Below are 25583 nucleotides of genomic sequence, written 5' to 3' on the forward strand. Positions count from 1 at the left end.
GAGAGGGTCGTCGGGGTCGAAGTCCGGACCCTCGTCAGAGGCTGTGATCAAGGCTTCTCCTCAGGTGGGCGCGGAGCAGTTCTCGGGCCGCGTGGAGGTCGGCCTTGACGGTTCCTTCCTTGCGCCCGGTCAGCACGGCCACCTCCCGGACCGGCATGTCAGCGTAGTAGTGCAACAGGAGCGGGACGCGCAGTCGTTCCGGCAGCGACTGCACGAGCAGACGCACCGAGGGGTCTGCCTGCTCGGTGTAGGGGCGGACGGCGGCTTCGGAGGTGGCACGGCGCACGGCTCTGCGCTCGCGCTCCACCTTGCGCCAGTGGTCCCGGACGAGGTTGGCCGCGGTGACGTAGAGGAAGCCGCGGGGCTCCTCCACGGATGTCCAGCGGGCCCAGAGCCGGGTGAACGCTTCCGAGGCGATCTCGTGGGCCGTCTCGTCGTCGTCGACCAGACGGCGGCACCAGCCGGCGAGGCGTGGGTAGAGGGCGGCGAACAGCTCGGACGCTGCCTTGTCGCGGGACCGTTTCAACGCTCTCCATGGTCGTGACGGCATTCGTAAGGGCTCGTATGGCTCGTATGGCTCGTATGGAAGGATCCCGGGCCGGTGGCGTACGTTCCATCGGTCCGGGATCCGGGATCCGGGTGGTGGATGGCGGGATCCGGTGTCGGGTCAGGGGCTCGCGGAGCTCAGCGCGGCGAAGACGATCACGTTGTCCAGGTACCCGTCACCGGTACGGGGACCACCGCACGTGATGAGCCTCAACTCCGGCCGGTCCACGTTGCCGTAGACCTGGTCCGCCGGGAAGTCCGCCTTGGCGACCGTCCGTACGGACTCGACGGCGAACATCGCCGCCTTGCCGTTCTCCAGGCGTGCCACGATCCGGTCACCCTGGTGCAGGTCCGCGAGGTGACGGAAGATCCCGTCCCCGTAAGAGCCGACCGTGACATGGGCGAGGATCACCGACGGGCCGACCTGGCCCGGCGTCGGCGAGTACCGGTACCAGCCCGCCCGATCGTGCGCCGTGATCGGGGGCACCTGCACACTGCCGTCCGCGGCCAGCCCCAGCCGCATGACCGGGGTGTCGACCTCGATGGCCGGGATCTGCAGTCTGACCGGGACCGAACGCCCGAGAGCCGGCACCGTGCTCGCCTGTGCGGAGGGCCGCGAGGGCGGTGGCGCGCTCCTCGATCGTGCGGTCGTGGCCCGGCCAGTGCCGTGGCCGTCGCAGCCCACGAGCAACGAGGCCAGCGCCGCGGTGGCGAACGCACGCCTGGAGAGTGAGGTCATGCCCCGTTCGCCCGTCGGCGTCGTACGACGAAGACCGACGCGCCGCCCACGGCGAGCACCGCGGCAGCCCCGCCGCCGATCAGCCCGCCCTCGCCTCCGGACTGCGTGGACCCCGACGCCACACCGGTGTCGGGGGCTCCGTTCGGCACTCGGCTGACCTGGCTCGGGGTAGCCGCCCGGGTCGGGGCGGTGCTCGGCTCCGGGGTGGGAGTGGCCGCGGTCGGGGCGGCGCTTGCGGTCGGCCGGGCTGTGGGGACCGGGCTCGGGCTCGTTCCGTCGGCGAACGCGGGCACCGTGCCGGCCAGCACGGCTGTGCCCGCAAGTGCCAGGGAACTGAGGACAGTTCGGCGCATGAATCGCTCTCTTTCGTCGGTCCGCCGGCCCAGGAGACCGGCGGGTTGGGTTACGGATCGAGCAGAGAGACGAGGCAGCGAAGGAACAGGTTGTAAAGGAACGGCAAAGCCACCGGAGGCCATCGGGGCGTGCCCGAACGGACCCTGAACGTACGGCGCGACAGCGCGAGGGACCCCTCGGAGAACCAGCACGCCATGCATGGAAACCTTGGGGCATGGACAGGTTCGCCGCCCGACTCCACGGCGCATGGGAGTGGTGGTCCGCCGCCATCGAGGAATCCCAGGAAGGGCGCTGGGTCCGTAGTGCCGTGGAACGGCAGGTGATCGAGGACATCACGGTCGCCACCAACGCCCTGCACGGTGGACGGATGGCGCCGTTCACCGAGGACTCGTGGCACGTCCGCATCGGGCGGATCGCCAACTGGGCCGGCGTGCTGCGGCTCGCCGCGCGGGCAGGCGGGTGGGAGCTCCGACCCGTCGTCGGACGCCGCCCGGCGGGCCCTGCGGGCATGGCCGAGGTGCTGTCCGGCATCTACGCGATGGGCGAGCAGGGCGAGATTTGGATGAGGCAGTTGTCGGCGGACGGGCCGCCACCGCAGAACGAGATCGCCGAGGCCGAGGCATTCCTGACCGGGCCGGGGTCCATCGACGATCTTGAGCTGTTCTTCTGCGACTGAAACGCTCGTCCCGGGCAGCGGTGGTGGAACCGCCTACTCGAGTACTCCTGCCAGGCGGTCCGCTCAGTTCTCCCCGAGCCCCGCCTGACGGGCGCGGACGATGACCTCGGCGCGGCTGGCTGCCTGCAGCTTGGTCAGGATGTTCGACAAATGGTTGCGTACGGTCTTCGGACTGAGCACGAGACGCCGTGAGATCGCCAGGTTGTCCAGGCCCCGGGCCACGAGGTCCAGGACCTCGTGTTCCCGCGACGTCAGTTCCGGCAGCGCCACCGCTGCGGTGCCGGCGGAGCGCGTCCCGGTCAGCTGGGCCACTGCGCGCGAGGCCACCGCCGGGCCCAGGATCACCTCGCCGTTGGCCACGGCCCGGACCGCCCGTTCGATTTCGGCGGGCGAGGCGCCCTTGAGGAGATAGCCGCGGGCTCCGGCCCGCATCGCGGCGAACACCGAGTCGTCGTCATCCAGCATCGTCACGACCAGGACGGACGTGCCCGGCCGGACGCGCAGCAGCTCCCGCGTGGCTTCCACGCCCGACGGCGCACAATCGCCCAGGTGCAGATCCATGACGACCACGTCGGGCTGCTGTGCTCGGACCGTCATCACCGCCGACGCCAGCGATTCGGCTTCGGCCACCACCGTCAGCCCGGGCAGCGAGCCGAGCAGTGCGGTCATGCCCATACGGAACACCGGATGGTCGTCCACGACGATGATCCGCACCGAACCGGCACCGATCCCTGAGCCGATCCCGGGACCGGGATCCGCTCCGCCCTGTTCTGTGTCGTCCCCCATGGCGCTGTCCTCTTTCCGCCTCCGGCTCGGTCACTCCCCGGCTCGGTGTCCCGAGCCGGGCCTATCCGATGCTGCCGCCCACCTCGTCGTGCTCCTGCTCGTACCACCGCCCGTGCCCGCCGCTCGCCGGCCGCAGCGGCACGCGGAGAACGAGCCGGGTGCCTTGGCCACCGGCCCCGCCCTCCCAGCCGATCGTGCCGCCCAGGGCCTCGGCTCGTTCCCGGAGGGACTGGGTGCCGATACCGGGCCGGGCCCTGGGGCCGATACCCCGCCCGTCGTCCTCCACGCTCACCGTCAGCAGGTCGCCGGCGGCGGGGGCCAAGCCCGTCACCGTGACCGCGCAGGTCCGGGCCCCGGCGTGCCGTACGACGTTCCGCAGGGCCTCCGCGACGACCGCGTAGACGGTGCCGGCCACCTCCCTGGGGACGTCGGGGCCTTTGGCCGTCGGATCTCGGGTGCCGTCCCCGTGTACGAGGTCGTTGTCGGCGCGCACGACGACGATGAGACCGTCCGCCTCGTGACGCATGACCAGCTCACGTAGCGCCGGTACGAGGCCCAGCTCGGCGAGGACCGGCGGGACCAGCCCTCGGGCGAGGACGCGAACCTCCTCGACACGGGCATCGACCTCGCTGCGCAGCCTGGCCAGCAGCGGGTCTGCCGGTGAGTCCTGCGGGACCATGTTGCGGGCAGCCGCCAGCCCCAGGCCGATGCCGGCGAGAGCCGGACCCAACTGGTCGTGGAGTTCCCGGCGCAGCGCTCTGCGTTCGTCGTCGCGCGCGGCGGCCAGTCGGCCGCGCGACTCGCGCAGTTCGCGCGTGACGGCGGCGAGGTGAACGGCGGTGGCCACGACGGGCGCGACCTCGTCGAGAGCGGAGCGGGCCCGCCGGTCCAGCCGTTCCCCGGGACGCGCCGTCACCACCAGCGTCCCGGCCGCCCGCTGACGTACGACGAGCGCGACCACCACCGGCTCGGAACCCGCCGGGTCGCCGACGGTGACGCGCGCTTTCCCGTCCTCGTCGAGGACCACCACCGAGCCGAGGTTGAAGGAAGCGGCGATGTTCTCCGCCATACCGGCGAGCGCCTGCTGCGGACCGGCCGCGCTGCCGAGGTGCCGCCCGACCCGGCTGAGGGCGGGCGCCGCCGCCTCCCCGTGCACGAGCCGGTCGACGCGCCGCTGAAGCCAGCCGCGGGCGGGCTGGATCCCGGCCGCGGGCGCCGCCGTCGCCAGCACTCTGCCCAGCGCCCCCTCGCCCGGCAGCAGCAGTCCGAGCACGGCCACCGTCAGCAAGTAACCGGCGACGAGCAGACCGGTGAGCAGCCACCACACGAGCGCCCGGCTGACCACCAGGTCGATGCCCCACAGCCGTTGCCGCAGCACCACGACCAGCACAGCCGCCGGGAAGAACGCCTGGGATGCCAGGTGCGTCAGCGGCGTGAACAGTCGCAGGGCCGTCGGCCCCTCGCCCGTGAACAGCACCAGCGGCAGGAACGTCACCGCCACCAACGCCGTACCGATCGCCAGCCAGCCGAGCCCGCGGCCGGCCCCTGTCGTGTCCCGCATACGGCGACGCGCCGCGTGGCCCGCGGCAAGCAGCCCCAGCACCACCACACAACCGAGCAGCGTCCGCTGGACCGGCTCGACCAGCCGCCCCCACCCTGCGTCGCGGACCGCGAACGGTGCGGACGGCTCTCCCTCCGGCCACGGCCACGGATCGGTCAGCCGCACCGCCAGCAGGCCGACGATCAGCGCGATTCCCACGCCGATCGCCGTCCGTACAGCATGTGTCGGGGCATGCTCCGACACCAGGTACGGAACGATCAGGACCAGTGCCAGTGTCCCCGGTATCCAGGCCGTGCCCTGCAGCACCGCCCACGATGGCGGCACGGCCCCGGGACCGGCGTCCCGCGCCCACAACGTCACCGCCTGCGCCGTGACCGCCGCCACGCCGCCGCCGACCGCGGTCGACGCCACCAGCCAGGCCACGGGATGCATGCGCCGACTCAGGACCACGGCCGCCACCAGGCCGTACACCACCGCGTCCGCGGCATCCACGACGAAGTACCACTGTGTCGCGTCCCAGGGAGGATCCGCCACACCCATCAGCACCAGGGCCGTCACCGCCAGGCCCCAGGTCACCACGAGCACGCCGACGGCGGGGGCCCGATGGCCCCCGCCGTCCATGCCCTGACGGGCCGCCACACCGGTTCCTGCCACGGGCCAAGGCTCCCAGCAGAAGCCGGGGTTGTCACCGCGCAAGCGCCATCACTGCGCCCGACGCAGGGGTACCGCTGCTGCCTACGACGTACGAGTGCTGCGTTCCCCCGCCACCCTGTCCGCCCCGGTCAGTCGAGCGCCCGGATCCGCCCGAAGGCGAACGCCGAGCCGAGGATCAGCAGGTACGGCACGCCGACGAACAGCGCCAGGTACTGGAACGGCGTCAGCTGAGTGACCAGCAGCAGGAATCCGAACAACAGGCTGACGACGCCGATCCAGCGGCTCACCGCGCCCTGCCGGAACGCCGCGACAACCAGTGCGGCGGCGGTGAGCAGCAGCCCCGCCCACGCCCATCCGTACGTGCCCAACTGGGCCAGTTCACCGACGATCGTGTCGGGATCGGTCCTGTCGGCCATCCGCAGGTTGTGAAACGTCTCCGTGCCCATCCCTGCCCCGACCAGGCTCATCACGCCGACCAAAACCATCCCCAGATGTGCGGTCGCGGGTACCAGGCTGCCCGCCGGGCACTGCCGGTCGAGCCGGCGCCGCAGTCCCGCGCCGAAGACCACCGCGCCGAGCGCGGCCGCGGTGAACGCCACCTGGGTGACGAACACCCACCACATGGCCGAACCACCGAGCCGGTCGACCATACGAGCGTTGTCGAGGATGTCGGAGTCCTCGTAGGGCCACAGTGGCCCCGACGCGACGAACACCGCGAGACCGCCGACCGCCGTGACGATGCCTCCCCAGGCCCAGCCGCGGCGCTCCGCGCGCGCACGTGCCGGCTCCGGTGCGGCGCCCGGGCCGATGCCGGTCGAGGACGGGTGTGAGAGTGAAGCGGACATGACGTTTCCCCCTTGGACGGTGCCGGCGGCCACACCGGCCGGCTGTCGGACGTACCCGACAACCGTCGCCTGCCCGGTGTCCCGGACACATGGGGCCGATGTCCCGTTCCGCCGGGCGGGACACCACCGCTCCGAACGACCGACAACGCGTGATGGATCCCGCACGGGTGTGTACGCTCAGCGCCGATCCGAGGGGCCCGAGCCTGCCCGCACGGCGCCTGCGCGTCGGCCGGTGTCGCGCCCCCGCGGTCGATGGACGACGCTTTCCCCTGTGAACACCACCGATGTCACCCTCAGTTCTCCGTCCCCGGTCACGCTCGGGACTTGGCCGACGCCCGTGGAGCCACTGCCCCGACTCGCGGCTGCACTGGGGCTCGGGCAGCACGATCTTTTGATCAAGCGTGACGACCTGACCGGCCTGGGCGGAGGCGGAAACAAGGTACGCAAGCTGGAGTGGACCGTCGGTGCCGCGATCGCCGATGGAGCGGACACGCTCGTGACCACGGGCGCCCCTCAGAGCAATCACGCTCGCCTGACCGCCGCTGCGGCCGCTCGCCTGGGCATCCGCTCTGTACTCGTCTTCCCGGCGACCGAGGGCCGGCCAGGGTCGGGCAATCTGGTGCTCGACGGGCTGTTGGGCGCCCACGTCGTGTGGTCCGGCGCCTCTGACCGGGCAGCTCTGGACGCGGCAGCGGCAGAGGTGTGCGCACGCCTGTCCGAGCAAGGCGCCCGTCCTGCCCTCATTCCCTTCGGTGGCTCGAGCGCTGTGGGCGCGCTGGGGTACGTCCGGTGCGGAGAAGAACTGAGCGAGCAGGTGCCCGACCTCGAAACCGCGGTCGTGGCGCTGGGGTCGGGCGGAACCATGGCGGGGCTGGTTGCCTCGCTCGGCCCCGACCGTGTTCTCGGGGTCGACACCGGCGCCCTCGACGACCCCCTGCCGGTCGTGGCCGCGTTCGTGGCGGACCTCCTCCCCGAAGCCGTGCGGGCCGAGCACCTGAAGATGCGCGGCGACCAGGTCGGTTCCGGCTACGGCGATTTGACGGACGCGGTCAAGTCCGCGCTCACGGTCGCGGCCCGCACGGAAGGGATCATCCTGGATCCCATCTATACCGGCCGAGCGATGGCAGGGCTGATCGCCGCCGTGGAAGACGGCAGCATCCGACCGGGTCGGACGACCGTGTTCGTCCATACGGGAGGGCTGCCGGGGCTCTTCGGGCACCAGGCAGCCGTCGCCTACGGCGAGAACAGCGTGATCAGTGGTCTTTGAGGGGGCAGACGTGGGTCCGCGCTGCCGTCGGACAAGGAGACGACCGGGACGGGCGGATCACCGGGTCTCCGGCTCGTCACCGGGACCGGGAGGCAGCGCCAGATGCGCGAGGTCTCCCGGCGGCGGGGTCGTCACCGGCCAGAGCGGGGCGGGGGTTCCGTCGGCGACCGCGGCCGGGGCGTCGGTCAGGTTCATGCGTTCACGCAGGCGGCCGTAGAAGTCCGTCGGCCCCAGCCGGACGGCCCGCAGGCGGCGTGGCGCCGCGTACACGCCGATCCAGTCCCCCGGGTCGAGCACGCCCCGCAGTTGGCCGTCGATACTGACGGCGGCCTGACCCGACCGTTCGAGCACCCGCAGAGCGATGGGTTCGTCGGGCGCGGCCACGACCGAACGGTTGAACGCCATGTGCGGGGCGACGGGCGTGAAGATGAGGGCTTCGGCGCGGGGGGAGACGACAGGGCCGCCGGCGGCGAAGCTGTAGGCCGTCGAGCCCGTCGGTGTCGCGACCAGCAGCGCGTCGGCGGAGTAGGACGCCAGGAGCCTGCCGGCGAGATAGACGCCGACCGACACCTGCCGGTCCCTCGCCAGTTTCTCCACGACGACGTCGTTGAGCGCCGCTACGTTCAGCGCGATGCCCCAGTCGCCACCGGCCTCGCACTCGGTGCGGATCCGCGGCGGCGGCAGCAGCGGGCCGCGGCCGTAGCGCATCAGCTCCTGCACACCGGAGGGCACCTCCAGAGTGCGTGAGGCGCGCAGGGTGAGCAGCATTCGGCTCTCGACGGTCAGCCGTTCCTCCTGTACGGCGTCCAGCGCGGCGCGCACCACGGTGACGGGTACCTCCGTCAGGAAGCCCACCCGCCCGAGGTCGACGCCCAGGACCAGGGCGTCGTGCTCGGCGGCCAGCCGAGCGCCGCGCAAGAAGGTTCCGTCACCGCCCACTGTGACGATGAGATCGGGATCGCCCGCGGACTCGACCTCCTCCCGGGCACTGTGGCGCCCGCCATCACGCCATACGTCGATGTCCGTGCACTGCACGGCGTTTTCGGCGCACCACGCACGGACGGTTCGAGCGGCGTCCAAGGCTTCTCCGCGTCCTCCGTGAACGACCAAGCCGATACGACGCACCGTCACCTCTGCCTCCGAGCCAACTCTCGCGAATGAACGTGGCACCTGTCCGCACTCGATACCGGCTGCCATCCTCACCGCGCGGCGGACCCCGCCTCGAACGCCACGCCGCTACGCGACTGGGCCGTGCGGCTGAGGCTGTGGTTACCTCCCCGGACATCACCCGGGACCGTTCCGCGACCGCGGTCGGCCAGGCGGTATCTGACAAAGCCGGCACGACCGGTGTCCGACCCGCCTCAGCTCGCCCCCGTCGTCCCGTCCGGGCTCACGGCGAGCGGCGGGCCGTGGGGGCTGCGGTGTCCAGGCCCGCCGCGTGCGCCAGCTTGCGAGTGAAGCGATGCATGTGGGGGTCCAGGGAGTTCAACGGCTCGCCCAGTACCTGCTCGGGGGTCAGCCACCGGATCGCCGTGAACTCCTCCTCGTCGTAGGAAACGATGCTGTCGACGGCGGCGCTGACGACGTACCAGAGCGAAACGTCCGTGTGCTCACCTTGGCCTCGGGTCCGAGTGACCGTCAGGAAGAAGGGCCGCCTTCCGGTGATCGTCGAGGCGGCCGCCGGGATACCCAACTCCTCCAGGCACTCGCGTTCAACCGCGCTCCACGGCGTCTCACCGGGTTCGACGTGCCCACCCGTGGGAAGCCACAGGCCGGCCTTGCGGTGCGCGACGAGCAGCAGCACCCCGCATTCCTCGTCCAGGACGACGAAGTAGCTCACCAGATGCATCGCCGGGACGTCGGGTTTGCGCGTCCTGCAGACCGGCGCCCCGCTGGCGACCCATTCCGTGGCGGTCTCCAGGTGGGTCCGCTCCAGTTCGTCCCAGGGGTCGATGCGCTCGACCATCTCCACAAGCTGGGTGCGAAGCCGCTCGTCACCGATGCTCGGCCGACTGTGAGAGGAGGTCATCCAAGCATCCTGACACGGAGCTCCGACGGAACACCGGGAACCGTCGGCGCGGGTACGCGTCCTCATGGGCCGATACTGCCGGATGGGGGCAAGGCCCTCACACGGGACCTTCCCGCAGGCGTCCCTCCGCTGTTCAGCGGCGTCCGTGACCCGGCTCCAGCTGCTCCGTCACGGCGCCTGCCATGGCTTCCTCGCCCTTGGCATTGGGGTGCGCGGGGGCCGCCGGAGACGCCGGCTGCAGGGGCTCGATCCAGCGGTCCGCGGGCGCCTTGCACATGTCGTGGCCACGTGTGGGCCCGTACGTGTCGACGTACTCCGCGCGGTTCATCCGGGCCACCAGACGCAGCATCAGGTTGAGGTGCTTGCTGGTGTCCCGCAGGTAGGGGAAGTCCTTCGCCGCGAACGGTACCGAGGGGTAGCAGCCGCTGCCGTCGTCCGGCAGCAGGTCCGGGTAGCCGACGACCAGCACGCGGGCATGCGGCGCCCTGGAGTGCACCGCGCGCAGTACAGCGGCGATCTTGGGCATCGTGTCCAGGACGTTGAGCATCAACTGGTCGGTTCCGGACGAGGAGTAGTAGCGCTGGCACGGGTTGCCGGTCAGGTCCGTCGCGCCGAGCCGGGCGCAGGTGGCGATGATGGAGCCGAAGCCGACATCATTGCCGCCGATCTGCACCGTCACCAGGTCGGTGTCGCGCTGCACCGCGTCCAGTTGCGGGTCGTTCGTGCCCTGCGGTTTCCACATGTTCTCGGTGGTCGCCCCGGCGCAGCTCACATCCTTGAAGGCGGTCGTTCTTCGCTCCGCCGCCACGAGTGAGGGGTAGTTGTGGTCCGAGCGCGCACAGTTCGTGTCCACTTGCCGGGGGATCAGCGGTCCCGAGGTGTAGGAGTCCCCGAGAGCCACGTAGTGCGTACCGCGTCCGTGGCTCGCGCCATCGGGGGCGGCCGTGGCCGGTGCCGCTGAGGCCAAGCCGAGTGCGCAGGCACTCACCGCCGCTCCTACGGTTGTGACTCGGCGGCGGCGCAGCGCTGTTGCCTCCGGGTTCCGGTGATCCTTCATGAACTGCTCCCCCAGGGTCCAGGACGGCGCCCCGCTCCGGCGCCTGTGCGGCATTCGCACGTCCGGCTTGTATACCGGTCGGTACGTTCCCGGGACCAGACATCTGCACGAGCCAACTCGACTCGAGTTCGGGGAAGTTGCTGTCGTCGCGGCCCGCCGGCCAAGGCCGGCGAGCCGATATGTGCACCACGGCGGCTCCACCGAACGTGGGTGGGACGGCCGCGTTCTGGCTCTGGCGGTCGGCGAGCCGGCTCAGGACGTCGGCACCTGGTCGTAGGTCCTGAACGTGTAGGTCGCGTCGTAGGCCATCAGGTTCCCGCTCGGCGCCGGAAGGCCGAGCCGCCGGGGTGGCAACCCATCGGCGCGGAAGTGCCGCCGACCGTCCTGGACGCCCTGCGGGACGCGCACCGTCGCGGGGTCAGGATCGTCGCCATCTGCACGGGGGCGTTCGTGCTCGCTCAGGCCGGACTGCTCGACGGGCGCCGCGCCACCACCCCCTGGGTCCGCACCGGCAGGACCTTCGGCGAAGCCCCGTAGGCAAGGTCGCTGACCCGTAGGCATGGTCGCTGCCCCATAGGCATCGTCGCTCCTCGCCGCATCGCGGAGCTGATGCGTGATCGTCCGCGGGAGCGGCTCACTCCGCTCCGCGCTCTTGCTGTCGGCCGTCGTCCTCCGGCGGTGGCCGGTTGTGCGCGGAATCCTCCGCGGTGAGATGTGCCAGGACCTCGACCAGCTCCTGACAGGCCCGTTCCACGGAACGTCTGGTGTTGAGCTGCTCGGTGATCACGGATGAGAGGAGCAGGGCGGTCAGGGCCATGGTTCCGTTGAAGGCCTGGAGCTTGATCATCACCTCGATACGGGTCAGCCCCGCGAACGGGCCGACCGCGTCCGTCGCCGCGATGGTGGCCATGACGGAGGCGAACAGGGCGCACAGCATGCTGCCCACGAGCTGGAAACGCAGAGCAATCCAGATCAGCAGCGGGTAGACGAGGAACAGCATGCTGATGGTGCTGCGGGTGGCCGGCGGGACCAGGACGCCGGCGATGAGGGCCAGCCCCAGGGCCTCCGGCCACCGCGACAGATGAGGGGGCCGGCGCGCCCCGTGCAGCATGAGCAGGAACGGGGTGACGATCAGGACGCCCATCGCGTCGCCCACCCACCACGCCAGCCAGACGGGCCAGAAGTCGCCCGCGTCGAGTCTGCCCCGGAGGACGAGGAGGCCGACGCCGACGGTCGCGCTGATCAGCATGCCGGCCAGGGCACCCAGGAACACCAGCGCGAGGCCGTCCCGCAGACGGCTGAGGTCGGGACGGAAGCCCACCTTGCGCAGCATGAGGCACGAGCAGACCGGGGCGGCGGTGTTTCCGAACAGATTGCCGATCACCACGGGCCGGAACGACGTGATGGACATGATGACGAGAAATGCGCCGAGCGCGATGCCGGGCCAGCAGCGCAGCCCGAAGATCAGCAGGCCGGCCAGCGCGATGCCCGTGGGCGGCCAGATGGGTGTGAACACCGCACCCTCGACGACGAGCTGCCGCAGGAGTCCCAGCCGTCCCGCCGCGTAATAGCAGGCGGCGACAGCCAGCGTCTGGAGGCCCACGACGACAGGCCGGCGCAGATCCTGGGTACGCACCACAGCAGCCATCAGACACCGACGCCGCCGCGTCGGCGAGGCGAGGAACGCGGTTCCCGCCCTACGACTGAACGTCAGGCCCGTCGTGGCGGACGACGAGCACGGCGGCGTCGTCCTCGTGTCCCACGAGCTCGGAAACCTTGATCAGGGCTGCGGCCAGCGGCTCCGCGTCCATGCCAGCGACGGCGGCGATACCGGCCAGTCGAGCGACGTGATCGAGCCCCACGTCGACGTTGAGTGAAGGCCCTTCCACCACGCCGTCCGTGAGCAGGACGAACACCCCGCCCATGGTGAGCCGGTACCGGGTCGTCGGGTACTCCATCCCCTCCTGGATGCCGAGGGGCGGGCCTCCCTCGTCACTGGTGATGCCGGACTTTCCGTCCGCCGAGGCCCAGACGCAGGGAATGTGTCCGGCCCGCGCGCTCTCCACCTCGCCGGTGGCCGGGTCGAGCCGCATGAAGTTGCAGGTGGCGAAGAGGTCGGCGCCGAGGGAGAGGAGCAGGTCGTTCGTCCGGGCGAGGAGTTCCCCCGGCTCGCTCGTGACGGAGGCAAGGGCGCGCAGGCCGACCCTCACCTGGCCCATGAACGCGGCGGCCTCGATGTTGTGGCCCTGAACGTCGCCGATGGACAGCCCGATACGGCCGTCGGGCAGCAGGAACGCGTCGTACCAGTCGCCGCCCACGTTGAGGCCGTGGCAGGCGGGCACGTATCGGGCGGCTACCCGGAATCCCGGGGCTGCGGGCAGCTCTCCGGGCAGCATGCCGCGCTGCAGGGCGATCGCCAGCTCGACCCGGGAACGCTGCACTTCGGCGCGCTCGCGTGCCTGGGCGGTCAGTGACCCGAGTCTGGCCAGCAGCTCGTCGGCGTCGCCCGTAGGGCGCTTATGCGGCATCGATCACTCCTGGGGCGCATTATCCCTTTCAGGGTAAACACCACATATCTACGCCGGTCATGATCCGGAAAATCTTCGAAACTTTCGAAGAGTCTGCCCCTCCCTTGATCTCGAAATCGACAGCACAAACGATCAGCCTTTCCGGGATCGGCCACATCTCTCCATTGACCAGGAGACATACCTTCCGAAGAAGCCCCGAGGTGAGCGAATGTTTCGGCGTCATTGCCGAAACTGTTGACAGTTGACGGGGACAGACCAACACTGTTGGCCATCGACAGGGCTCACCCCCTGCCGACCCGGGTCGCCACGTGACCCGGTCTTCCGGTCGCCGAGCACCCTGCGACCGACCAAGTCCGGCCGTGTTGCGCGACGTCGATGCTCGGTCGCCGTCGCCTCCTGTTCAACGACAACATCGAAGAGTCGTGTCGCGCTGCCCGGCCCCCCACCGGCCTCACCCGTACGAGGAGGAAGCACGCACATGAACGACGCACCCGCACACCCGTCGAACCGCAGCCGCGGCCGCTTCGGGTCGCTCAGCCGCCTCAGGCTGCTCATCAGCAGTGTCTGCACCATGCTGCTCGTCGCCGTGGCCGCACTGACACTGCCCGGCACCGCCAACGCCGACACGACCATCACCACGAACCAGACCGGCACCAACAACGGCTACTACTACTCGTTCTGGACCGACTCGGCCGGGACGGTCTCCATGAACCTGGGCTCCGGCGGCAACTACGGCACCACATGGAGCAACACCGGGAACTTCGTCGCCGGCAAGGGCTGGAGCACCGGCGGACGCAGGAGCGTGACGTACTCGGGCAGCTTCAACCCGTCCGGCAACGCCTACCTGGCCCTGTACGGGTGGTCGACCAACCCGCTCGTGGAGTACTACATCGTCGACAACTGGGGCACCTACCGGCCCACGGGAACGTACATGGGCACCGTCAACAGCGACGGCGGTACGTACGACATCTACAAGACGACGCGGTACAACGCCCCCTCCATCGAGGGCACTCGCACCTTCGATCAGTACTGGAGCGTCCGGCAGTCGAAGAGGACCGGCGGCACCATCACCACCGGCAACCACTTCGACGCCTGGGCCAGCCACGGAATGAACCTGGGCACCTTCAACTACATGATCCTGGCGACCGAGGGCTACCAGAGCAGCGGGAGCTCCAACATCACGGTGGGCGGCACGGGTTCGAGCGGTGGCGGCGGCGGTGGCGGCGGCGGCAGCGGGTGCACCGCGACCCTGTCCGCGGGCCAGCAGTGGAGCGACCGGTACAACCTCAACGTCGCGGTCTCCGGCTCCAACAACTGGACCGTGACGATGAACGTCCCCTCCCCCGAGAAGATCCTCTCCACCTGGAACATCAACGCGAGTTACCCCAGCGCCCAAGTGCTGACCGCCACACCCAACGGCAGCGGCAACAACTTCGGCGTCACCCTCCAGACCAACGGCACCTGGACCTGGCCAACGGTCTCCTGCAGCACGAGTTGACCCCCGAACCCCCGAGGCCGGAGGACCACTCGGCATGAGAGCCAGACCACCTCACTCGTTACGTTCCCTGATCGCGACACTGCCCCTCGTCGCGACGGCCGCCGTGGGCACGCTCACCGTCGACGCCGCCCCGGCGCAGGCCGCCACCTGCAACGGATACGTCGGACTCACCTTCGACGACGGCCCGTCCACCAACACGCCGGCCCTGCTCAACGCCCTCAAGCAGAACGGGCTGCGGGCCACGATGTTCAACGAGGGCCAGTACGCCGCGGCCTACCCGGCCCAGGTGCGGGCCCAGGTCGAAGCCGGCATGTGGGTCGGCAACCACAGCTACTCCCACCCGCATCTGACCCAGCAGAGCCAGGCGCAGATCGACTCGGAGATCTCCCGGACCCAGCAGGCCATCGCCAACGCGGGCGGCGGCACGCCGAGACTGTTCCGCCCGCCGTACGGCGAGACCAACTCGACGGTGAAGGCGGTCGAGGCCAAGTACGGCCTGACCGAGATCATCTGGGACGTGGACTCGCAGGACTGGAACGGCGCCAGTACCGACTCGATCGTGCAGGCCGCCGGCCGGCTCACCAACGGCCAGATCATCCTCATGCACGACTGGCCCGTCAACACGCTCGCCGCGATCCCGCGTATCGCGCAGGGACTGGCCGCACGCGGCCTGTGTGCCGGGATGATCTCTCCGCAGACCGGCCGCGCCGTGGCCCCCGACAATGGCGGCACCGGCGGTGGCGGCGGCAGCGGGTGCACCGCGACCCTGTCCGCGGGCCAGCAGTGGAGCGACCGGTACAACCTCAACGTCGCGGTCTCCGGCTCCAACAACTGGACCGTGACGATGAACGTCCCCTCCCCCGAGAAGATCCTCTCCACCTGGAACATCAACGCGAGTTACCCCAGCGCCCAAGTGCTGACCGCCACACCCAACGGCAGCGGCAACAACTTCGGCGTCACCCTCCAGACCAACGGCACCCGGACCTGGCCAACGGTCTCCTGCAGCACGACCTGATCCCCGAGAACACCCAAAAGGCGCGGCGGTCCATGGCCGCCGCGCCACCCTGCCAAGCCCCCCGGGCGAGCGAGGTGCGTCAACGGATGTCGCCCTCGTCATCCGTGGCCGGCCGGCCAGTCGCCGTCGGACCAGACGGCCGTGTCGGGGATCCGGGCCGCGTATCCCGGGTGCTTCTCCAGGCGGGCGCGGACGCTCGCGTGCACGTGTGCGGCCGGGGGCAGCCTACGGTTGCGGTAGGTGAGCAGGGCCCAGACCCACCCCATCCGGTGCACCGTTCCCAGGGCGTCCTCGGGGACGACGGTCAACTGGCGTGCGTAGGCCCCGGGCTTCAGCAGGAGGCCCGATTCGAGGGCACCGTCCACGATCCACTTCAGGGCGAGGGTGGCGAGCCGGGGATCGTCCTCGAAGGTCCCGCCGACGTCGGAGTGCACCCCGGCGAACCACACCTGCTCGACGGAACCCGGCACCGTCTGCTCCGTGCCGCCGGTCGTGACGAGGTACTCCCGGTACGGCCTGCGCTTCTCGTCGATGGAGACGGCGTGGCGGACCCGGCGGATGCTGCCGGCTTGACGCGTGTACGGCCACCGCAGGTTCCAGCGCAGCACACCGGCCGCCTTCACGGAGTCCCAGATCCCGAGGTACTCGACGGGGATGCCGACACGCCGGCCGACCGCGCCGCTGAACGCGCCCGCGAAACGATGGAGTTGGTCCCAGTCCTGCCGGGACCAGTTCTTGCTCCTGGCGTACACGGACACGGCGTACGGGACGAGGTTCTCCATGCCGGGCCGCATCAGGCCGACCGCCCTGAGCATGCCGGTGAGCGCGCGGGCCGTGTAGGCGCCACGGCTGAAGCCGAAGACGTAGATCCGGTCGCCCGACTGGTAATGCTGCATCAGATACGTGTAGGCCTCGGCCAGGTTGGCTCTCATCCCGGAGCCGAAGGCGAGTCCGAAGAGCCTGGACAGGTACCGGCTGACGGGTGTCCAGGCACCGGCGGCGGAGAAGGTGCCGACACCTGGGTCGTAGTAGGCGATCTGCTCCTCGGGCCGGGACAGGTCCAGCATCTCGAAGAGCCGGACCACGTTCGTGCTCCCTTTCGCCTTCAACTGGTTGCCCGTGCCGTCCAGGCAGATCACAAGATTCTTGGGCATGGCGGGCTCCGCGATTCCGAGGCGGATGCGATCACCTTCACACATCAGGATACAGGGTGCTTTGAGGGTTATATTGGGAGAAACGCCTCACCTCAAGCATGCTCAGAAACAGTCGAGTCACCGGAGGAACCGTGGCCGGTGCCGTGATTCACGACGCTCAGGACACCGGCTCCCCGCGCACCCACGCGCTGGTCGTCGGCGTCGGCAAGTACCCGCATCTGGCAGGCGGTGAGGCGCCGGTGCCCGATTCCGACGGGATGCAGCAACTCAGCTCGCCGCCCGTGTCGGCGCGCGCCTTCGCGACCTGGCTGCTGGCCGAGTACAACGAGCCGCACAAACCCCTCGGCAGTCTCGCACTGCTGCTGAGCGAGGAGCAGCCGGCCCCGTACATCGATCCCCGTACCGGAACCGGCCATGACGTCGAGCCGGCCACCATCGACAACGTCGTCGAGGCCGTCAGACAGTGGTACGACCGCGGCGACAGCCATGTCGGCAACCGGCTCGTCTTCTACTTCTGTGGCCATGGAGTCTCGCAGGGCGAGGACATGGCCCTGCTGGCCGCCGACATCTTCGGCGACCGCTTCAACCCCCTCAACGGCGCACTGGACTTCTCCGGTCTGATGAACGGGCTGAAACGGTGCAAGGCCAGCGAGCAGGTGTTCTTCGTCGACGCCTGCCGGTCCAACTCCGATGTGCTCATCGAGAGTTCGGGCACCCGGTTCGCCGGGCAGACCCCGCTCGGCGCCGGAACGCGGCCGCTCGACCTGCCGCGGCGGTTCCACGTCCCGTACTACGCCACCCTTGCCGGGGACCGCTCGCACGCCCGGCCGGGGCAGGTCAGCCTGTTCACCGAGGCGCTGTTGAGGAGCCTCGCGGGAGCGGCCAGCGACGACCCCGAGGGCGACTGGCTGATCAACACCTCCAATCTGCTGGAGGCCATCGATCACTTCATGCACCAGCCGCGCTTCGCCGGTGCCGTCGTGGGCGTCCAGGTTCCCTCGGTCGGCGAACTGCCGGTGTTCGACCTGCACCGGCTGCCCGGACCACCGCTCGTGCCGGTGTACGTGGGATGCGGCTGCGCGGAGGACAACGCCGCGGCCGAGTTCGTGTGCCGGGAGGGGGGACACGAACGGCTGCGCCGGGCGGCCGGTCAGGCCGACGACGGGGACCCGCAGAGCGAGTGGACCATCGAACTGCGCTTCGGCAACTACGACTTCGAGGCGCGGCTAGGCGACCAGGACGTGCGGACCAAGTCCGTCACGGTACGGCCGGTGTTCCGCCGGATACAGCTGGGGAAGTCATGACCGCCGCCCTGAGCGTCACCGTTGCCCTGAGCCTCCACGAGGCGGATCTGGCGGACGGCGCCAGGGTCGTCGGCAACATCTACTCCTCCGACGGCAGCGGCGCCACCCACCGCAACGTCGTCTTCCCGTGCGGGACTTCGGCGGAACCGGCGCGCTACGAGGTCACCCCCGGCCCCTACGTGGTGTCCGCCACGCTGCCCTCCGGTGTCGTCCTGTCCAAGGACGCCGAGGCGACAGAGGGCGCGGACACACCGGTGACGCTGCGCACGGCTCCCTCGCCCTACGAGTCGCACTCCTGGCAGTACCTCATGGGCAACATCGAGCCGTACGGGGCGTATCACGACGGGGAGAAGATCCCGATGCCCCGCTCCCGGGGGTCGCGCTCCGGTGTCTGGGACAAGGGCGGACTCATCCCGCCGGGGCACGCGGTGTGGGTCGGCGACCCGAAGGCCACGAGCTGGCACTTCACGTCCATGCTCGCGCTGGCCGAGATGCCCGGTCGGCAGCCGGTCGCGCTGGGCATCGCCAGGTCCGCGCCCCATTCCGTCGCCAGTCTCGAACTGGGCGACTCCGCCGCGCGGCTTTACCGGTTCGGTCCGCAGGGCCCGGTCGACCAGCACGGGAAGCCCACCCTGGGCGGCCCCACCGGCCCCAGGCAGTTCCTCGTGGTCTCGCTGGCGGGCACCGAGCACCTCGTCACTCTGCCGGCACCATGGGATTCGGCTCAGATCGAGGTGCTCGTCAACGAACGCCAGAGCCCGACCGGCAGTGCCGTCTCGGTCACCGTGCGCGACAGCCGCGTGGGGCCCGCCCTCGCGTACATGGCCCGCGGGGCCTTCGACGCGGCGGCGGCCCTGGTCAGGGACACCGAGGAGCTGCTCTTCGGCACGATGGAGAACACCCTCGCGGCAGTCGCCGGAGCGTACATCCTGGTCGGCAGCGAGCTCACGGAGCGGCCGCAGCGCTGGGACCCGTGGCTGGACCAGCTGCGGGAGAGGTTCGACTGGCTCAGCGACGGCTCGGTGCTGTGGGCCATGCGCCACCTGCGCCGGGCGCACACCGAGAAGGAACACCTGGCGGCGCGGGACGCGCTGATCGAGGCCTGCGACCGCGGAGTGCCGCTGTTCACCCTGGGCCTCAGCCGGCTCGTCCACGGACTCTCCGAGTTCCCCGACGATCCGGTCTGCGCCCGCAGACTCGACCAGGCACGCCGGCTGTCCTGGCACGTCGACAACCGTGAACCGTTCGTGATCGTCGCCCTGCGCGGGAGGCAACAATGATCAGACTGACCATGATGCCCGGCGAGGACGGCGACTGCCTCCTCCTCGAATACGGTGACGGCGGCTTCGTACGCCGTATCCTCGTCGACGGCGGACGGACCGGGACGTATCCACGGGTCAAGTCCGCGCTCTCCGGCCTCGAAGGTTTCGTCGACCTGCTCGTCGTCACCCACGTCGACCAGGACCACATCCTGGGTGTGCTCGCTCTGCTGGACGATCCCGGCCGACCGGTGGAGTTCGGCGACGTCTGGTTCAACGGGTTCGACCACCTCCTCGACACCGAGGGGTTCGGCGCCCAGGACGGCGAGAAGCTCACCAGTTCGCTGCTGGCGCAGAAGGTCCCGTGGAACGACGCGTTCGGCGGGCGCAGCATCGAAACCGGGCGGGAGTTCGCCTGGTTCGACGACGGTTCCGCGCTGGAGGTGCTCTCCCCCGACCGGCAGCAGCTGGAGAAGCTGGCACCCAAGTGGGTCGAGGAGTGCGCCCGCAACGGCCTGATACCGGGCCGGGACCCCGACGAGGTCGCTCCGGTGCTCGGCTTCGAGCACTTCGGCGGCGTGAACGTGGACCAACTGGCCGAGACGGCGTTCGATCCGGACGGGTCGCCCACCAACCTCACCAGTATCGGCCTGCTCTTCGAGTTCGAGGACCGGCGGATCGTCCTCACCGGCGACGCGGACGACCGCCGGCTCGTGGCGTCGCTGCGGTCACGCGCCGAGGCCGCAGGGGGCCGGCTGCACCTCGACGCACTCAAGGTCGCCCACCACGGCAGCGCCCACAACATCTCGAAGAACCTCCTCGGCCTCCTCGACTGCGACCGCTATCTCATCTCCACGAACGGTGCGCGGCACGGCCACCCGGACGACATCGCCATGGCCCGCATCCTCAAACACGGCGGCCCCGCGAAGGACATCGTCTTCAACTACCGGGACCGCGCGGCCCCTTGGCACCTGAAGGCCCTGGAGAACCGCTTCGGCTACACGGTGACGACGCCTGAGCCCGATGCGGAGGACGGGTTCGTCACCATCGAGCTGTAGAGACGTGGCGGCTCGTCCGAGTGGTGCATCACCCGAGACGGCCGTAGCGTCGGTAGAGAGACCGACCGGGTGCGGAAACGACAGGCGTCGGGGAGTGGGACATGCTGAGACACACACTGAGAGCAGCGGTTACCCTCTGTGCGGCCGCGTCGCTCATCACGGCCCTGGGAACGGCCTCCGCCTCCCCCGCAGCCACGCACGCCGTGAAACAGCAGTCAGGCGACACTGTGCTCGTCGACTGCTTCTGGAAGGCGAAGGTTCGCCCCGCCGACTTCATTCTCGCCTGCGGTGACGGCAACAGCCGCCTCGCCTCGCTTCACTGGACGCACTGGGATCCGGGTTCGGCGGTGGCCAAGGGTTTCAACCTGGTGAACGACTGCAAGCCGTACTGTGCGGCGGGCAAGTTCCACTCGTACCCGGTCATCGTGCTGCTCGAGCGCCCGGAGTCGTGGAAGAAGCACCCACGGACGTCGCACTACGCCCGGATGAGCCTCGTCTTCACCGACGCCAGGCCGCAGGGGTACGCGCGCGTGGTCACGTACCCCCTCTGGAACTAGACCCGCCACCGCGCCCGGCTGCGTGAGCGGAAGCCGCCACGGCCGGCGCTCCGGGACCGCGGCGGCGAACTGGGCATCGGCTGACAACGAGCGCCAACAGCCCGCTACCGGCGAGCAGTCATTCCGCTTCCCCCGCTGTGGGCCGACGCGAGAGTGCCGTCGCCTCACGAACGTCGGTCAGCGGGCGCAGCCGGTAGGTGTATGCGTAGTCGCGGCTCGCGAAGAGCTTGTACTCGTCGTGGGTGTGCGCACCCCAGCTGTTGTCGCCGCCCACACCCATCTGACGGTGGTTCAGCCGTAGCACGACCTCCTCCCGTGGGGTGATCTGGTAGTCGTGACGTGCCCCGACCGAAAGATCCTCCGGGGTGAAGTGCGAGACGTTCACCTCCAGCAGCGGCTCGCCGGAGACGAGCAGTCCCACGCCGTCGCGGCTGGTGAGGGCGACCCAGCGGACGTCGGTCTTGTTGCCGTTCTCCTGCGGGCGCAGGTAGGAGGTCCACTGCCCGGCGACGGTGCCGGAGTACAGGCCCACGTCGGTGGCGTCGTTGCGGTCCCAGTGGTTCTCCTCGGGACCACGGCCGTAGTAGTACAGCTTCTCCAGGCGAGCGGGCAGGAGAAGCAGGGTGCCGACCTCCGGGATGTACGGCAGCGAGGCCGCGCCCGGGTGCAGGGTGTTGTCGACCTTGATCTCGCCGCTTCCGAAAACGGTGTAAGTGGTGGTGTACGTCGATTCCGTTGTCGTGGGCAGCGTCCCGGCGACCTTGATCTCCACGGCCCGGTCGCGCAGCGCCCGTACCCTCACGTCGGTCACCGTGCGGAGGGCGCCGGCATCGCGCCAGGTCTGGTTGCGGGTGTGCTGGCCATTGCCCCGGTCGTTGTCGGTGGGGGCCCGCCAGAAGTTCGGGACCGGCCCGGAGGAGATCAGTTGGGCGCCGCCGGCCCGGTACGAGGTGATGACGCCGGTCTTCTTGTCGACGGTGACAGAGAAGTCCTTGCCCGTGACGGTGACCGACGCGTCGCCGTTCTCGTGGCTGAGCGCCGGAACGTCGTCCAGCGGCACGGGCGTGACGGCGGGGCTGCCGGCGCCGACGGCGAGTTGCTGTTTGGCCACCTCGAAGCCGGCCTTCGCCCACTTCGTGGTCTCCCTGGTGGTGAAGGACAGCCGCAGGAAGTACTCCGCGCCCGGCGCCGGGTCGCCCGGCAGCCCGAAGGGCACGGTGATGTCCTTGCTGGACAGCGGCGCCACGTCCAGCCGGTCACGGCTCAGCTTTCCACGCTGCACCACTTCTCCGTCGCCGACGAGCTCCCAACGTCCGTCGAATTCACGGAGGTTGGTGAAGAGGTACTCGTTGGTGAGGGTGACGGCCGCTCCTGGGGCGAGCAGGCCGCCGGAGGCCGGTGCGGCGTTGATGGCCTGGTAGATCTGCTTGACCTCGGCGGACTTGCCGGTGGCCCCGCGGTCGGCGGTGACGATGCCGTCTCCGGAGAAGGCCCCGTCGTTGGGGTTGTCGCCCCAGTCGCCGCCGTACGCGTAGAACGTCTTCTCGCCGGGCCGTTTCTCGGTGAGGCCGACGGTGGCAGCGTCGAACCAGAACCGTACGCCGTCGTCGCCGGGGCCTCGGCTGTCGGAGGCCAGCTCGGCGGCACTCAGCGCCCTGGCGTACACGCGTGCCCGCCGGACGGTGCCGCTGAACTCCCGGGTGGGGTTGTCGACGTCGGTGGCCAGGGACAGGGGCGCGGTGTTGACGGCGGGGCGCACCGTGGTGGTCCGGGTCGCCCGCACCGAGCCGTCGACGTGGAGGGTCAGGGTGCCCGCCGCCGCATCGAAGACGCCCGCGACGTGGTGCTCGGCGCCGGTCCAGTCGTCCGGCAGCGCCCAGCTCGCGGTGATCCACTGGCCGCTGCCGTAGATGAAGAACTCCAGGGTCCTGTCCGACTGCTTCAGGGCGTACTGGGTGTCGCCCTTGGTGAGAATCGGCTGGTGGTAGCCGGTGACGTGCGGGGTGACCCAGGCCTCCAGGGTGAGGGATCCGGTGAGGTCGAGCGTTGCGTCGCGGGCGAAGACGGTGCCGCCGGAGATGCCCTTGTCGCGGGTGAAGGTGCCGCTGGGGGCGAGGATCTCACCGCGGAGTGCGGCGGGCCCGGCCTCGGTGAACCGCTTGCGCGTCGGGGTGGGCCAGCTGAGGGCCTGGTCGACGAAGTCCCAGATCCAGCCGCCCTGCAGGACGTCGTAGCGGCGGACGAGGTCCCAGTACTTCTTGAAGTTTCCGCTGGAGTTCCCCATCGCGTGGGAGTACTCGATCATCACGTACGGCCGGGTGTCGGCGGTGTCCTTCGCCCGCGCCTCGACGCGGGAGGGACTGTCGTACATCTCGGAGCGGATGTCGCTGATCCCCGGGCGGTCGTCGCCCTCGTACTGGATGACCCGGGTGGGGTCGTAGGAGCGGATCCAGTCGTGCATGGCGGTGAACGTGCTGCCGCCGCCGGCCTCGTTGCCGAGCGACCAGATGACGACCGAGGCGTGGTTCTTGTCACGGTGGACCATGTTCTGGGCGCGGGCCACGCACGCCGTCGTCCACTCGGCATGGTCACCGGGGTACTCGCCGCGGATGCCGTGGGTCTCGAGGTTGGTCTCGCCCACGAGGTACAGGCCGTACTCGTCGGCGAGCTCCAGCCACAGCGGGTTGTTGGGGTAGTGCGAGGTACGGACGCTGTTGATGTTCAACCGCTTGATGATCCCGATGTCCTCGACCAGGTCCGCGCGGGTGAGGGCCGAGCCGCGGGTCGGGTGCATCTCGTGCCGGTTGGTGCCCCGGAAGGAGACGGGCTTGCCGTTGATGCGCATCAGCCCGTCCTTGAGTGCGAACTCGCGCAGGCCGACCCGGTGAGAGAGGGTCTCGATCACCTTGCCCGCCGGGTCGCGCAGCCGGAGCACGGCGGTGTAGAGGTTCGGGTGTTCGGCCGACCACAGGCGCGGCGCGGGCACGGCCTTCGCGGCCTGTACGGTCTTCTCCTCGCCGGAGCCGAGCGCGACGGCCTGCTGCAGCGGTCTGGACCACACCGGGTGGCCGCCCGCGTCGTACAGCTGGGTTTCGACGGAGTACTGAGCGCCGCTCTGTCCGCCGTAGTCCCGGACGCTCGCGGTGACCGACAGTTCGGCCGCCGTGCAGTCGTCGCTCAGCGGGGTGTCCAGCCTGAAGTCGCGCAGGTGCACGGTCGGCGTGGAGTACAGGTAGACCGAGCGGAAGATGCCGCTCAGCCGGATCATGTCCTGGTCCTCCAACCAGTCGCCGTCGGAGTAGCGGTACACCTCCACCGCGATCTGGTTGGTGCCCGGCTTGAGGTGCGGGGTGATGTCGTACTCGGCTGGGTCGTAGGAGTCCTCGTGGTAGCCGACCAACTCGCCGTTGATCCACACGTAGTGGGCGGACTTGACCCCCTCGAAGTGGAGGAACGTCCGCCGTCCCGCCCAGTCGCGCGGGACCGTGAAGGTCCGACGGTACTGGCCCACGGGGTTGTAGCGGGTGGGAGCGGCCGGCGGCTGCGCCTCCTCGCCCAGGCCGTTGGGGCCCCACCACGGGTAGGTGATGTTGATGTAGATGGGGCGGTCGTAGCCGTGCAACTGCCAGGCGGAGGGAACGGGGATGCTGTCCCAGCCGCTGTCGTCGAGGTCGGTGCGGTGGAAGCCGATGTCCCGGTCGTCGGGGCGGTCCGCGTGGGCGAACTTCCAGGTGCCGTCGAGGCTCAGCCGGTACGGGGAGCGGGTGCGGTCGGCGGCGAGGGCCTGGGCCTGATCCGCGTACGGCATGAGGGTGGTGTGCGGGGGCTCGGTGCCGAGGCGGAAGACGTCGATGTGGCCGTTCCACTCCGGGGTGCCGTCCGCCGCTTCGCTCAGGCGGGCCGCGTGCGCCGCGGCGGGCGACGCCGAAAGGGCGAGCGCACCGAGTACGGCGGCTCCTCCCTCCAGGAGGCGACGGCGGCTGACGACCGCACGTGGCGGGCGGTCCGGCTGGTCCGTGGTCGACACGTGCGGGTGTGCCATGAGCGTGACCCTCCTCGGGACGGACACTGCGCTTCTGTACGGTCTGAGGGCGCGTCAGTTCCTGTCCGATGCTGTCGGTAAACCGAACATCGTGCTCCCCTAGGGACGTTGGGCCGATGCCAGGGCAAGCATCGGGAAGGAATGGAAGTTGACGCCGAGACAGATCTCAACCGCTGGTGGCAGAGGTAATCGCCAAACCAGGATCACCCTAGGACCCGAACACAAGCGAAGCAACGATCCTGTCGGTCTTTGTGTGTTCCTGAGGAGGGTGCGTTCAGCGGCCGGTCGCGCCCGGTTGGGACCTCCGCGCGTTGTTGTAGATGCGCAGGAGGTGTTTGGAGACGGCGCACGGCGTGGTGTCGACATGGCACTGACGGCATGTCCCGACGTGGTGCTCGTAGTTGACGCGCGCTTCGTGCAGGGCGTCGCTCTGTGTAGGCATTCAGCTCTCCGAATGGGGGCGGCGCACCTGTCACAGGGCGCCGATTGACTGGATGACACATCCAAGCGACAAGATCATCATGTTACTGGGAGTAGCGGGAAGTGTGGGTCCGACCACACGGTTCGCCCCTCACCCGGACTGGACCGGATGACCCGTGAGGTGGTCAAGTGCCACCTTGCGGAAGGCCGTCACCAGGCGGTCGCGGTCGTCGG

At 69.8% G+C, this 25583-nt stretch carries 22 protein-coding genes and 1 pseudogene; 9 read left to right on the top strand and 14 right to left on the bottom strand.

Annotated features, from left to right (window positions below; genetic code table 11):
• Nucleotides 1-34: 34 nt before the first annotated feature.
• The 3 genes from ACFY16_RS30395 to ACFY16_RS30405 form a co-directional block, all read right to left on the bottom strand.
• Nucleotides 35-526 carry an RNA polymerase sigma factor gene (locus tag ACFY16_RS30395; RefSeq protein WP_390650383.1) on the bottom strand — a complete coding sequence of 164 codons (492 nt, stop codon included), beginning with the start codon at nt 524-526 and terminating at the stop codon, nt 35-37.
• Nucleotides 527-667: 141 nt separating this feature from the next.
• Nucleotides 668-1285 (bottom strand): class F sortase, encoded by a 618-nt coding sequence (locus ACFY16_RS30400; protein ID WP_390650384.1) that lies wholly within the window; start codon nt 1283-1285, stop codon nt 668-670.
• Complete coding sequence (locus ACFY16_RS30405; protein WP_390650385.1) at nt 1282-1638, bottom strand: sortase-dependent protein; 357 nt, start codon at nt 1636-1638, stop codon at nt 1282-1284. Before ACFY16_RS30405 ends, ACFY16_RS30400 begins: the two co-directional genes overlap by 4 nt.
• A 215-nt stretch (nt 1639-1853) precedes the next feature.
• Here ACFY16_RS30405 and ACFY16_RS30410 point away from each other — a divergent pair, with 215 nt between their 5' ends.
• Nucleotides 1854-2315 carry a hypothetical protein gene (locus ACFY16_RS30410; protein WP_390650386.1) on the top strand — a complete coding sequence of 154 codons (462 nt, stop codon included), beginning with the start codon at nt 1854-1856 and terminating at the stop codon, nt 2313-2315.
• A gap of 63 nt (nt 2316-2378) precedes the next feature.
• Here ACFY16_RS30410 and ACFY16_RS30415 read toward each other — a convergent pair whose 3' ends face one another.
• The 3 genes from ACFY16_RS30415 to ACFY16_RS30425 all read right to left on the bottom strand — a co-directional run bounded on the left by ACFY16_RS30415 (nt 2379) and on the right by ACFY16_RS30425 (nt 6161).
• Nucleotides 2379-3101: a response regulator gene (locus tag ACFY16_RS30415; protein ID WP_390650387.1), complete on the bottom strand. Its 723-nt coding sequence runs from the start codon at nt 3099-3101 to the stop codon at nt 2379-2381.
• 61 nt (nt 3102-3162) lie between these two features.
• The gene (locus ACFY16_RS30420) at nt 3163-5316 is read right to left on the bottom strand and encodes a histidine kinase (protein WP_390650388.1); all 2154 of its coding nucleotides are present in this window, start codon (nt 5314-5316) and stop codon (nt 3163-3165) included.
• Nucleotides 5317-5444: 128 nt separating this feature from the next.
• On the bottom strand, nt 5445-6161 hold the full coding sequence (locus tag ACFY16_RS30425) for a hypothetical protein (RefSeq protein WP_390650389.1): 717 nt from the start codon (nt 6159-6161) through the stop codon (nt 5445-5447).
• 271 nt (nt 6162-6432) lie between these two features.
• Between ACFY16_RS30425 and ACFY16_RS30430 the strand changes: the two genes are divergently transcribed.
• A complete protein-coding gene (locus ACFY16_RS30430) occupies nt 6433-7428 on the top strand; it encodes a pyridoxal-phosphate dependent enzyme (protein WP_390650390.1) in 996 nt (331 codons plus the stop codon).
• A gap of 57 nt (nt 7429-7485) precedes the next feature.
• Here the strand turns inward: ACFY16_RS30430 and ACFY16_RS30435 are convergent, their stop codons facing one another.
• The 3 genes from ACFY16_RS30435 to ACFY16_RS30445 form a co-directional block, all read right to left on the bottom strand.
• Nucleotides 7486-8559 (bottom strand): NAD(+)/NADH kinase, encoded by a 1074-nt coding sequence (locus tag ACFY16_RS30435; protein WP_390650391.1) that lies wholly within the window; start codon nt 8557-8559, stop codon nt 7486-7488.
• A 259-nt stretch (nt 8560-8818) separates the two neighbouring features.
• The gene (locus ACFY16_RS30440) at nt 8819-9457 is read right to left on the bottom strand and encodes an NUDIX hydrolase (protein WP_390650392.1); all 639 of its coding nucleotides are present in this window, start codon (nt 9455-9457) and stop codon (nt 8819-8821) included.
• A 133-nt stretch (nt 9458-9590) separates the two neighbouring features.
• Entirely contained in the window at nt 9591-10514 is a 924-nt protein-coding gene (locus ACFY16_RS30445; protein ID WP_390650393.1) for an SGNH/GDSL hydrolase family protein, read from the bottom strand.
• 342 nt (nt 10515-10856) lie between these two features.
• On the opposite strand from ACFY16_RS30445, the pseudogene ACFY16_RS30450 reads away from it, so the two are divergent.
• Nucleotides 10857-11048: pseudogene (locus ACFY16_RS30450) on the top strand (DJ-1/PfpI family protein); the annotation flags it as partial.
• A gap of 100 nt (nt 11049-11148) precedes the next feature.
• Here the strand turns inward: ACFY16_RS30450 and ACFY16_RS30455 are convergent.
• Both ACFY16_RS30455 and ACFY16_RS30460 read right to left on the bottom strand, forming a co-directional pair.
• On the bottom strand, nt 11149-12162 hold the full coding sequence (locus tag ACFY16_RS30455; RefSeq protein WP_390650394.1) for an MASE1 domain-containing protein: 1014 nt from the start codon (nt 12160-12162) through the stop codon (nt 11149-11151).
• Nucleotides 12163-12211: 49 nt separating this feature from the next.
• Nucleotides 12212-13042 carry a PP2C family protein-serine/threonine phosphatase gene (locus tag ACFY16_RS30460; protein ID WP_390650395.1) on the bottom strand — a complete coding sequence of 277 codons (831 nt, stop codon included), beginning with the start codon at nt 13040-13042 and terminating at the stop codon, nt 12212-12214.
• A gap of 478 nt (nt 13043-13520) precedes the next feature.
• On the opposite strand from ACFY16_RS30460, the gene ACFY16_RS30465 reads away from it, so the two are divergent.
• Entirely contained in the window at nt 13521-14540 is a 1020-nt protein-coding gene (locus tag ACFY16_RS30465; RefSeq protein ID WP_390650396.1) for a glycoside hydrolase family 11 protein, read from the top strand.
• A gap of 34 nt (nt 14541-14574) precedes the next feature.
• Nucleotides 14575-15555: a polysaccharide deacetylase family protein gene (locus tag ACFY16_RS30470; protein ID WP_390650397.1), complete on the top strand. Its 981-nt coding sequence runs from the start codon at nt 14575-14577 to the stop codon at nt 15553-15555.
• Nucleotides 15556-15653: 98 nt separating this feature from the next.
• Here the strand turns inward: ACFY16_RS30470 and ACFY16_RS30475 are convergent, their stop codons facing one another.
• Complete coding sequence (locus ACFY16_RS30475) at nt 15654-16709, bottom strand: DUF2235 domain-containing protein (protein ID WP_390650398.1); 1056 nt, start codon at nt 16707-16709, stop codon at nt 15654-15656.
• Between the two features lie 143 nt (nt 16710-16852).
• On the opposite strand from ACFY16_RS30475, the gene ACFY16_RS30480 reads away from it, so the two are divergent.
• The 4 genes from ACFY16_RS30480 (at nt 16853) to ACFY16_RS30495 (ending at nt 20887) form a co-directional block, all read left to right on the top strand.
• Complete coding sequence (locus ACFY16_RS30480) at nt 16853-18013, top strand: caspase family protein (RefSeq protein WP_390650399.1); 1161 nt, start codon at nt 16853-16855, stop codon at nt 18011-18013.
• Entirely contained in the window at nt 18010-19293 is a 1284-nt protein-coding gene (locus tag ACFY16_RS30485) for a hypothetical protein (protein ID WP_390650400.1), read from the top strand. Before ACFY16_RS30480 ends, ACFY16_RS30485 begins: the two co-directional genes overlap by 4 nt.
• Complete coding sequence (locus ACFY16_RS30490; protein WP_390650401.1) at nt 19290-20330, top strand: ComEC/Rec2 family competence protein; 1041 nt, start codon at nt 19290-19292, stop codon at nt 20328-20330. The genes ACFY16_RS30485 and ACFY16_RS30490 overlap by 4 nt, the downstream gene beginning before the upstream one ends.
• Nucleotides 20331-20533: 203 nt before the next feature.
• The gene (locus ACFY16_RS30495; protein WP_390650402.1) at nt 20534-20887 is read left to right on the top strand and encodes a hypothetical protein; all 354 of its coding nucleotides are present in this window, start codon (nt 20534-20536) and stop codon (nt 20885-20887) included.
• Between the two features lie 118 nt (nt 20888-21005).
• Here the strand turns inward: ACFY16_RS30495 and ACFY16_RS30500 are convergent, their stop codons facing one another.
• The gene (locus tag ACFY16_RS30500) at nt 21006-24929 is read right to left on the bottom strand and encodes a glycoside hydrolase family 2 TIM barrel-domain containing protein (protein WP_390650403.1); all 3924 of its coding nucleotides are present in this window, start codon (nt 24927-24929) and stop codon (nt 21006-21008) included.
• 274 nt (nt 24930-25203) lie between these two features.
• Nucleotides 25204-25371, bottom strand: a complete 168-nt coding sequence (locus ACFY16_RS30505) for a hypothetical protein (protein ID WP_390650404.1) — start codon at nt 25369-25371, stop codon at nt 25204-25206.
• Between the last annotated feature and the right edge of the window lie 212 nt (nt 25372-25583).

The sequence above is a fragment of the Streptomyces sp. NPDC001315 genome (assembly GCF_042896175.1).
GTDB lineage: Bacteria > Actinomycetota > Actinomycetes > Streptomycetales > Streptomycetaceae > Streptomyces.

Coding starts and splice junctions, on each gene's coding strand:
- ACFY16_RS30440 (WP_390650392.1), bottom strand. CDS start 9,457: ATGACCTCCTCTCACAGTCGGCCGAGCATCGGTGACGAGCGGCTTCGC.
- ACFY16_RS30485 (WP_390650400.1), top strand. CDS start 18,010: ATGACCGCCGCCCTGAGCGTCACCGTTGCCCTGAGCCTCCACGAGGCG.
- ACFY16_RS30505 (WP_390650404.1), bottom strand. CDS start 25,371: ATGCCTACACAGAGCGACGCCCTGCACGAAGCGCGCGTCAACTACGAG.
- ACFY16_RS30415 (WP_390650387.1), bottom strand. CDS start 3,101: ATGGGGGACGACACAGAACAGGGCGGAGCGGATCCCGGTCCCGGGATC.
- ACFY16_RS30410 (WP_390650386.1), top strand. CDS start 1,854: ATGGACAGGTTCGCCGCCCGACTCCACGGCGCATGGGAGTGGTGGTCC.
- ACFY16_RS30425 (WP_390650389.1), bottom strand. CDS start 6,161: ATGTCCGCTTCACTCTCACACCCGTCCTCGACCGGCATCGGCCCGGGC.
- ACFY16_RS30500 (WP_390650403.1), bottom strand. CDS start 24,929: ATGGCACACCCGCACGTGTCGACCACGGACCAGCCGGACCGCCCGCCA.
- ACFY16_RS30445 (WP_390650393.1), bottom strand. CDS start 10,514: ATGAAGGATCACCGGAACCCGGAGGCAACAGCGCTGCGCCGCCGCCGA.
- ACFY16_RS30465 (WP_390650396.1), top strand. CDS start 13,521: ATGAACGACGCACCCGCACACCCGTCGAACCGCAGCCGCGGCCGCTTC.
- ACFY16_RS30405 (WP_390650385.1), bottom strand. CDS start 1,638: ATGCGCCGAACTGTCCTCAGTTCCCTGGCACTTGCGGGCACAGCCGTG.
- ACFY16_RS30475 (WP_390650398.1), bottom strand. CDS start 16,709: ATGCCCAAGAATCTTGTGATCTGCCTGGACGGCACGGGCAACCAGTTG.
- ACFY16_RS30460 (WP_390650395.1), bottom strand. CDS start 13,042: ATGCCGCATAAGCGCCCTACGGGCGACGCCGACGAGCTGCTGGCCAGA.
- ACFY16_RS30455 (WP_390650394.1), bottom strand. CDS start 12,162: ATGGCTGCTGTGGTGCGTACCCAGGATCTGCGCCGGCCTGTCGTCGTG.
- ACFY16_RS30470 (WP_390650397.1), top strand. CDS start 14,575: ATGAGAGCCAGACCACCTCACTCGTTACGTTCCCTGATCGCGACACTG.
- ACFY16_RS30400 (WP_390650384.1), bottom strand. CDS start 1,285: ATGACCTCACTCTCCAGGCGTGCGTTCGCCACCGCGGCGCTGGCCTCG.
- ACFY16_RS30490 (WP_390650401.1), top strand. CDS start 19,290: ATGATCAGACTGACCATGATGCCCGGCGAGGACGGCGACTGCCTCCTC.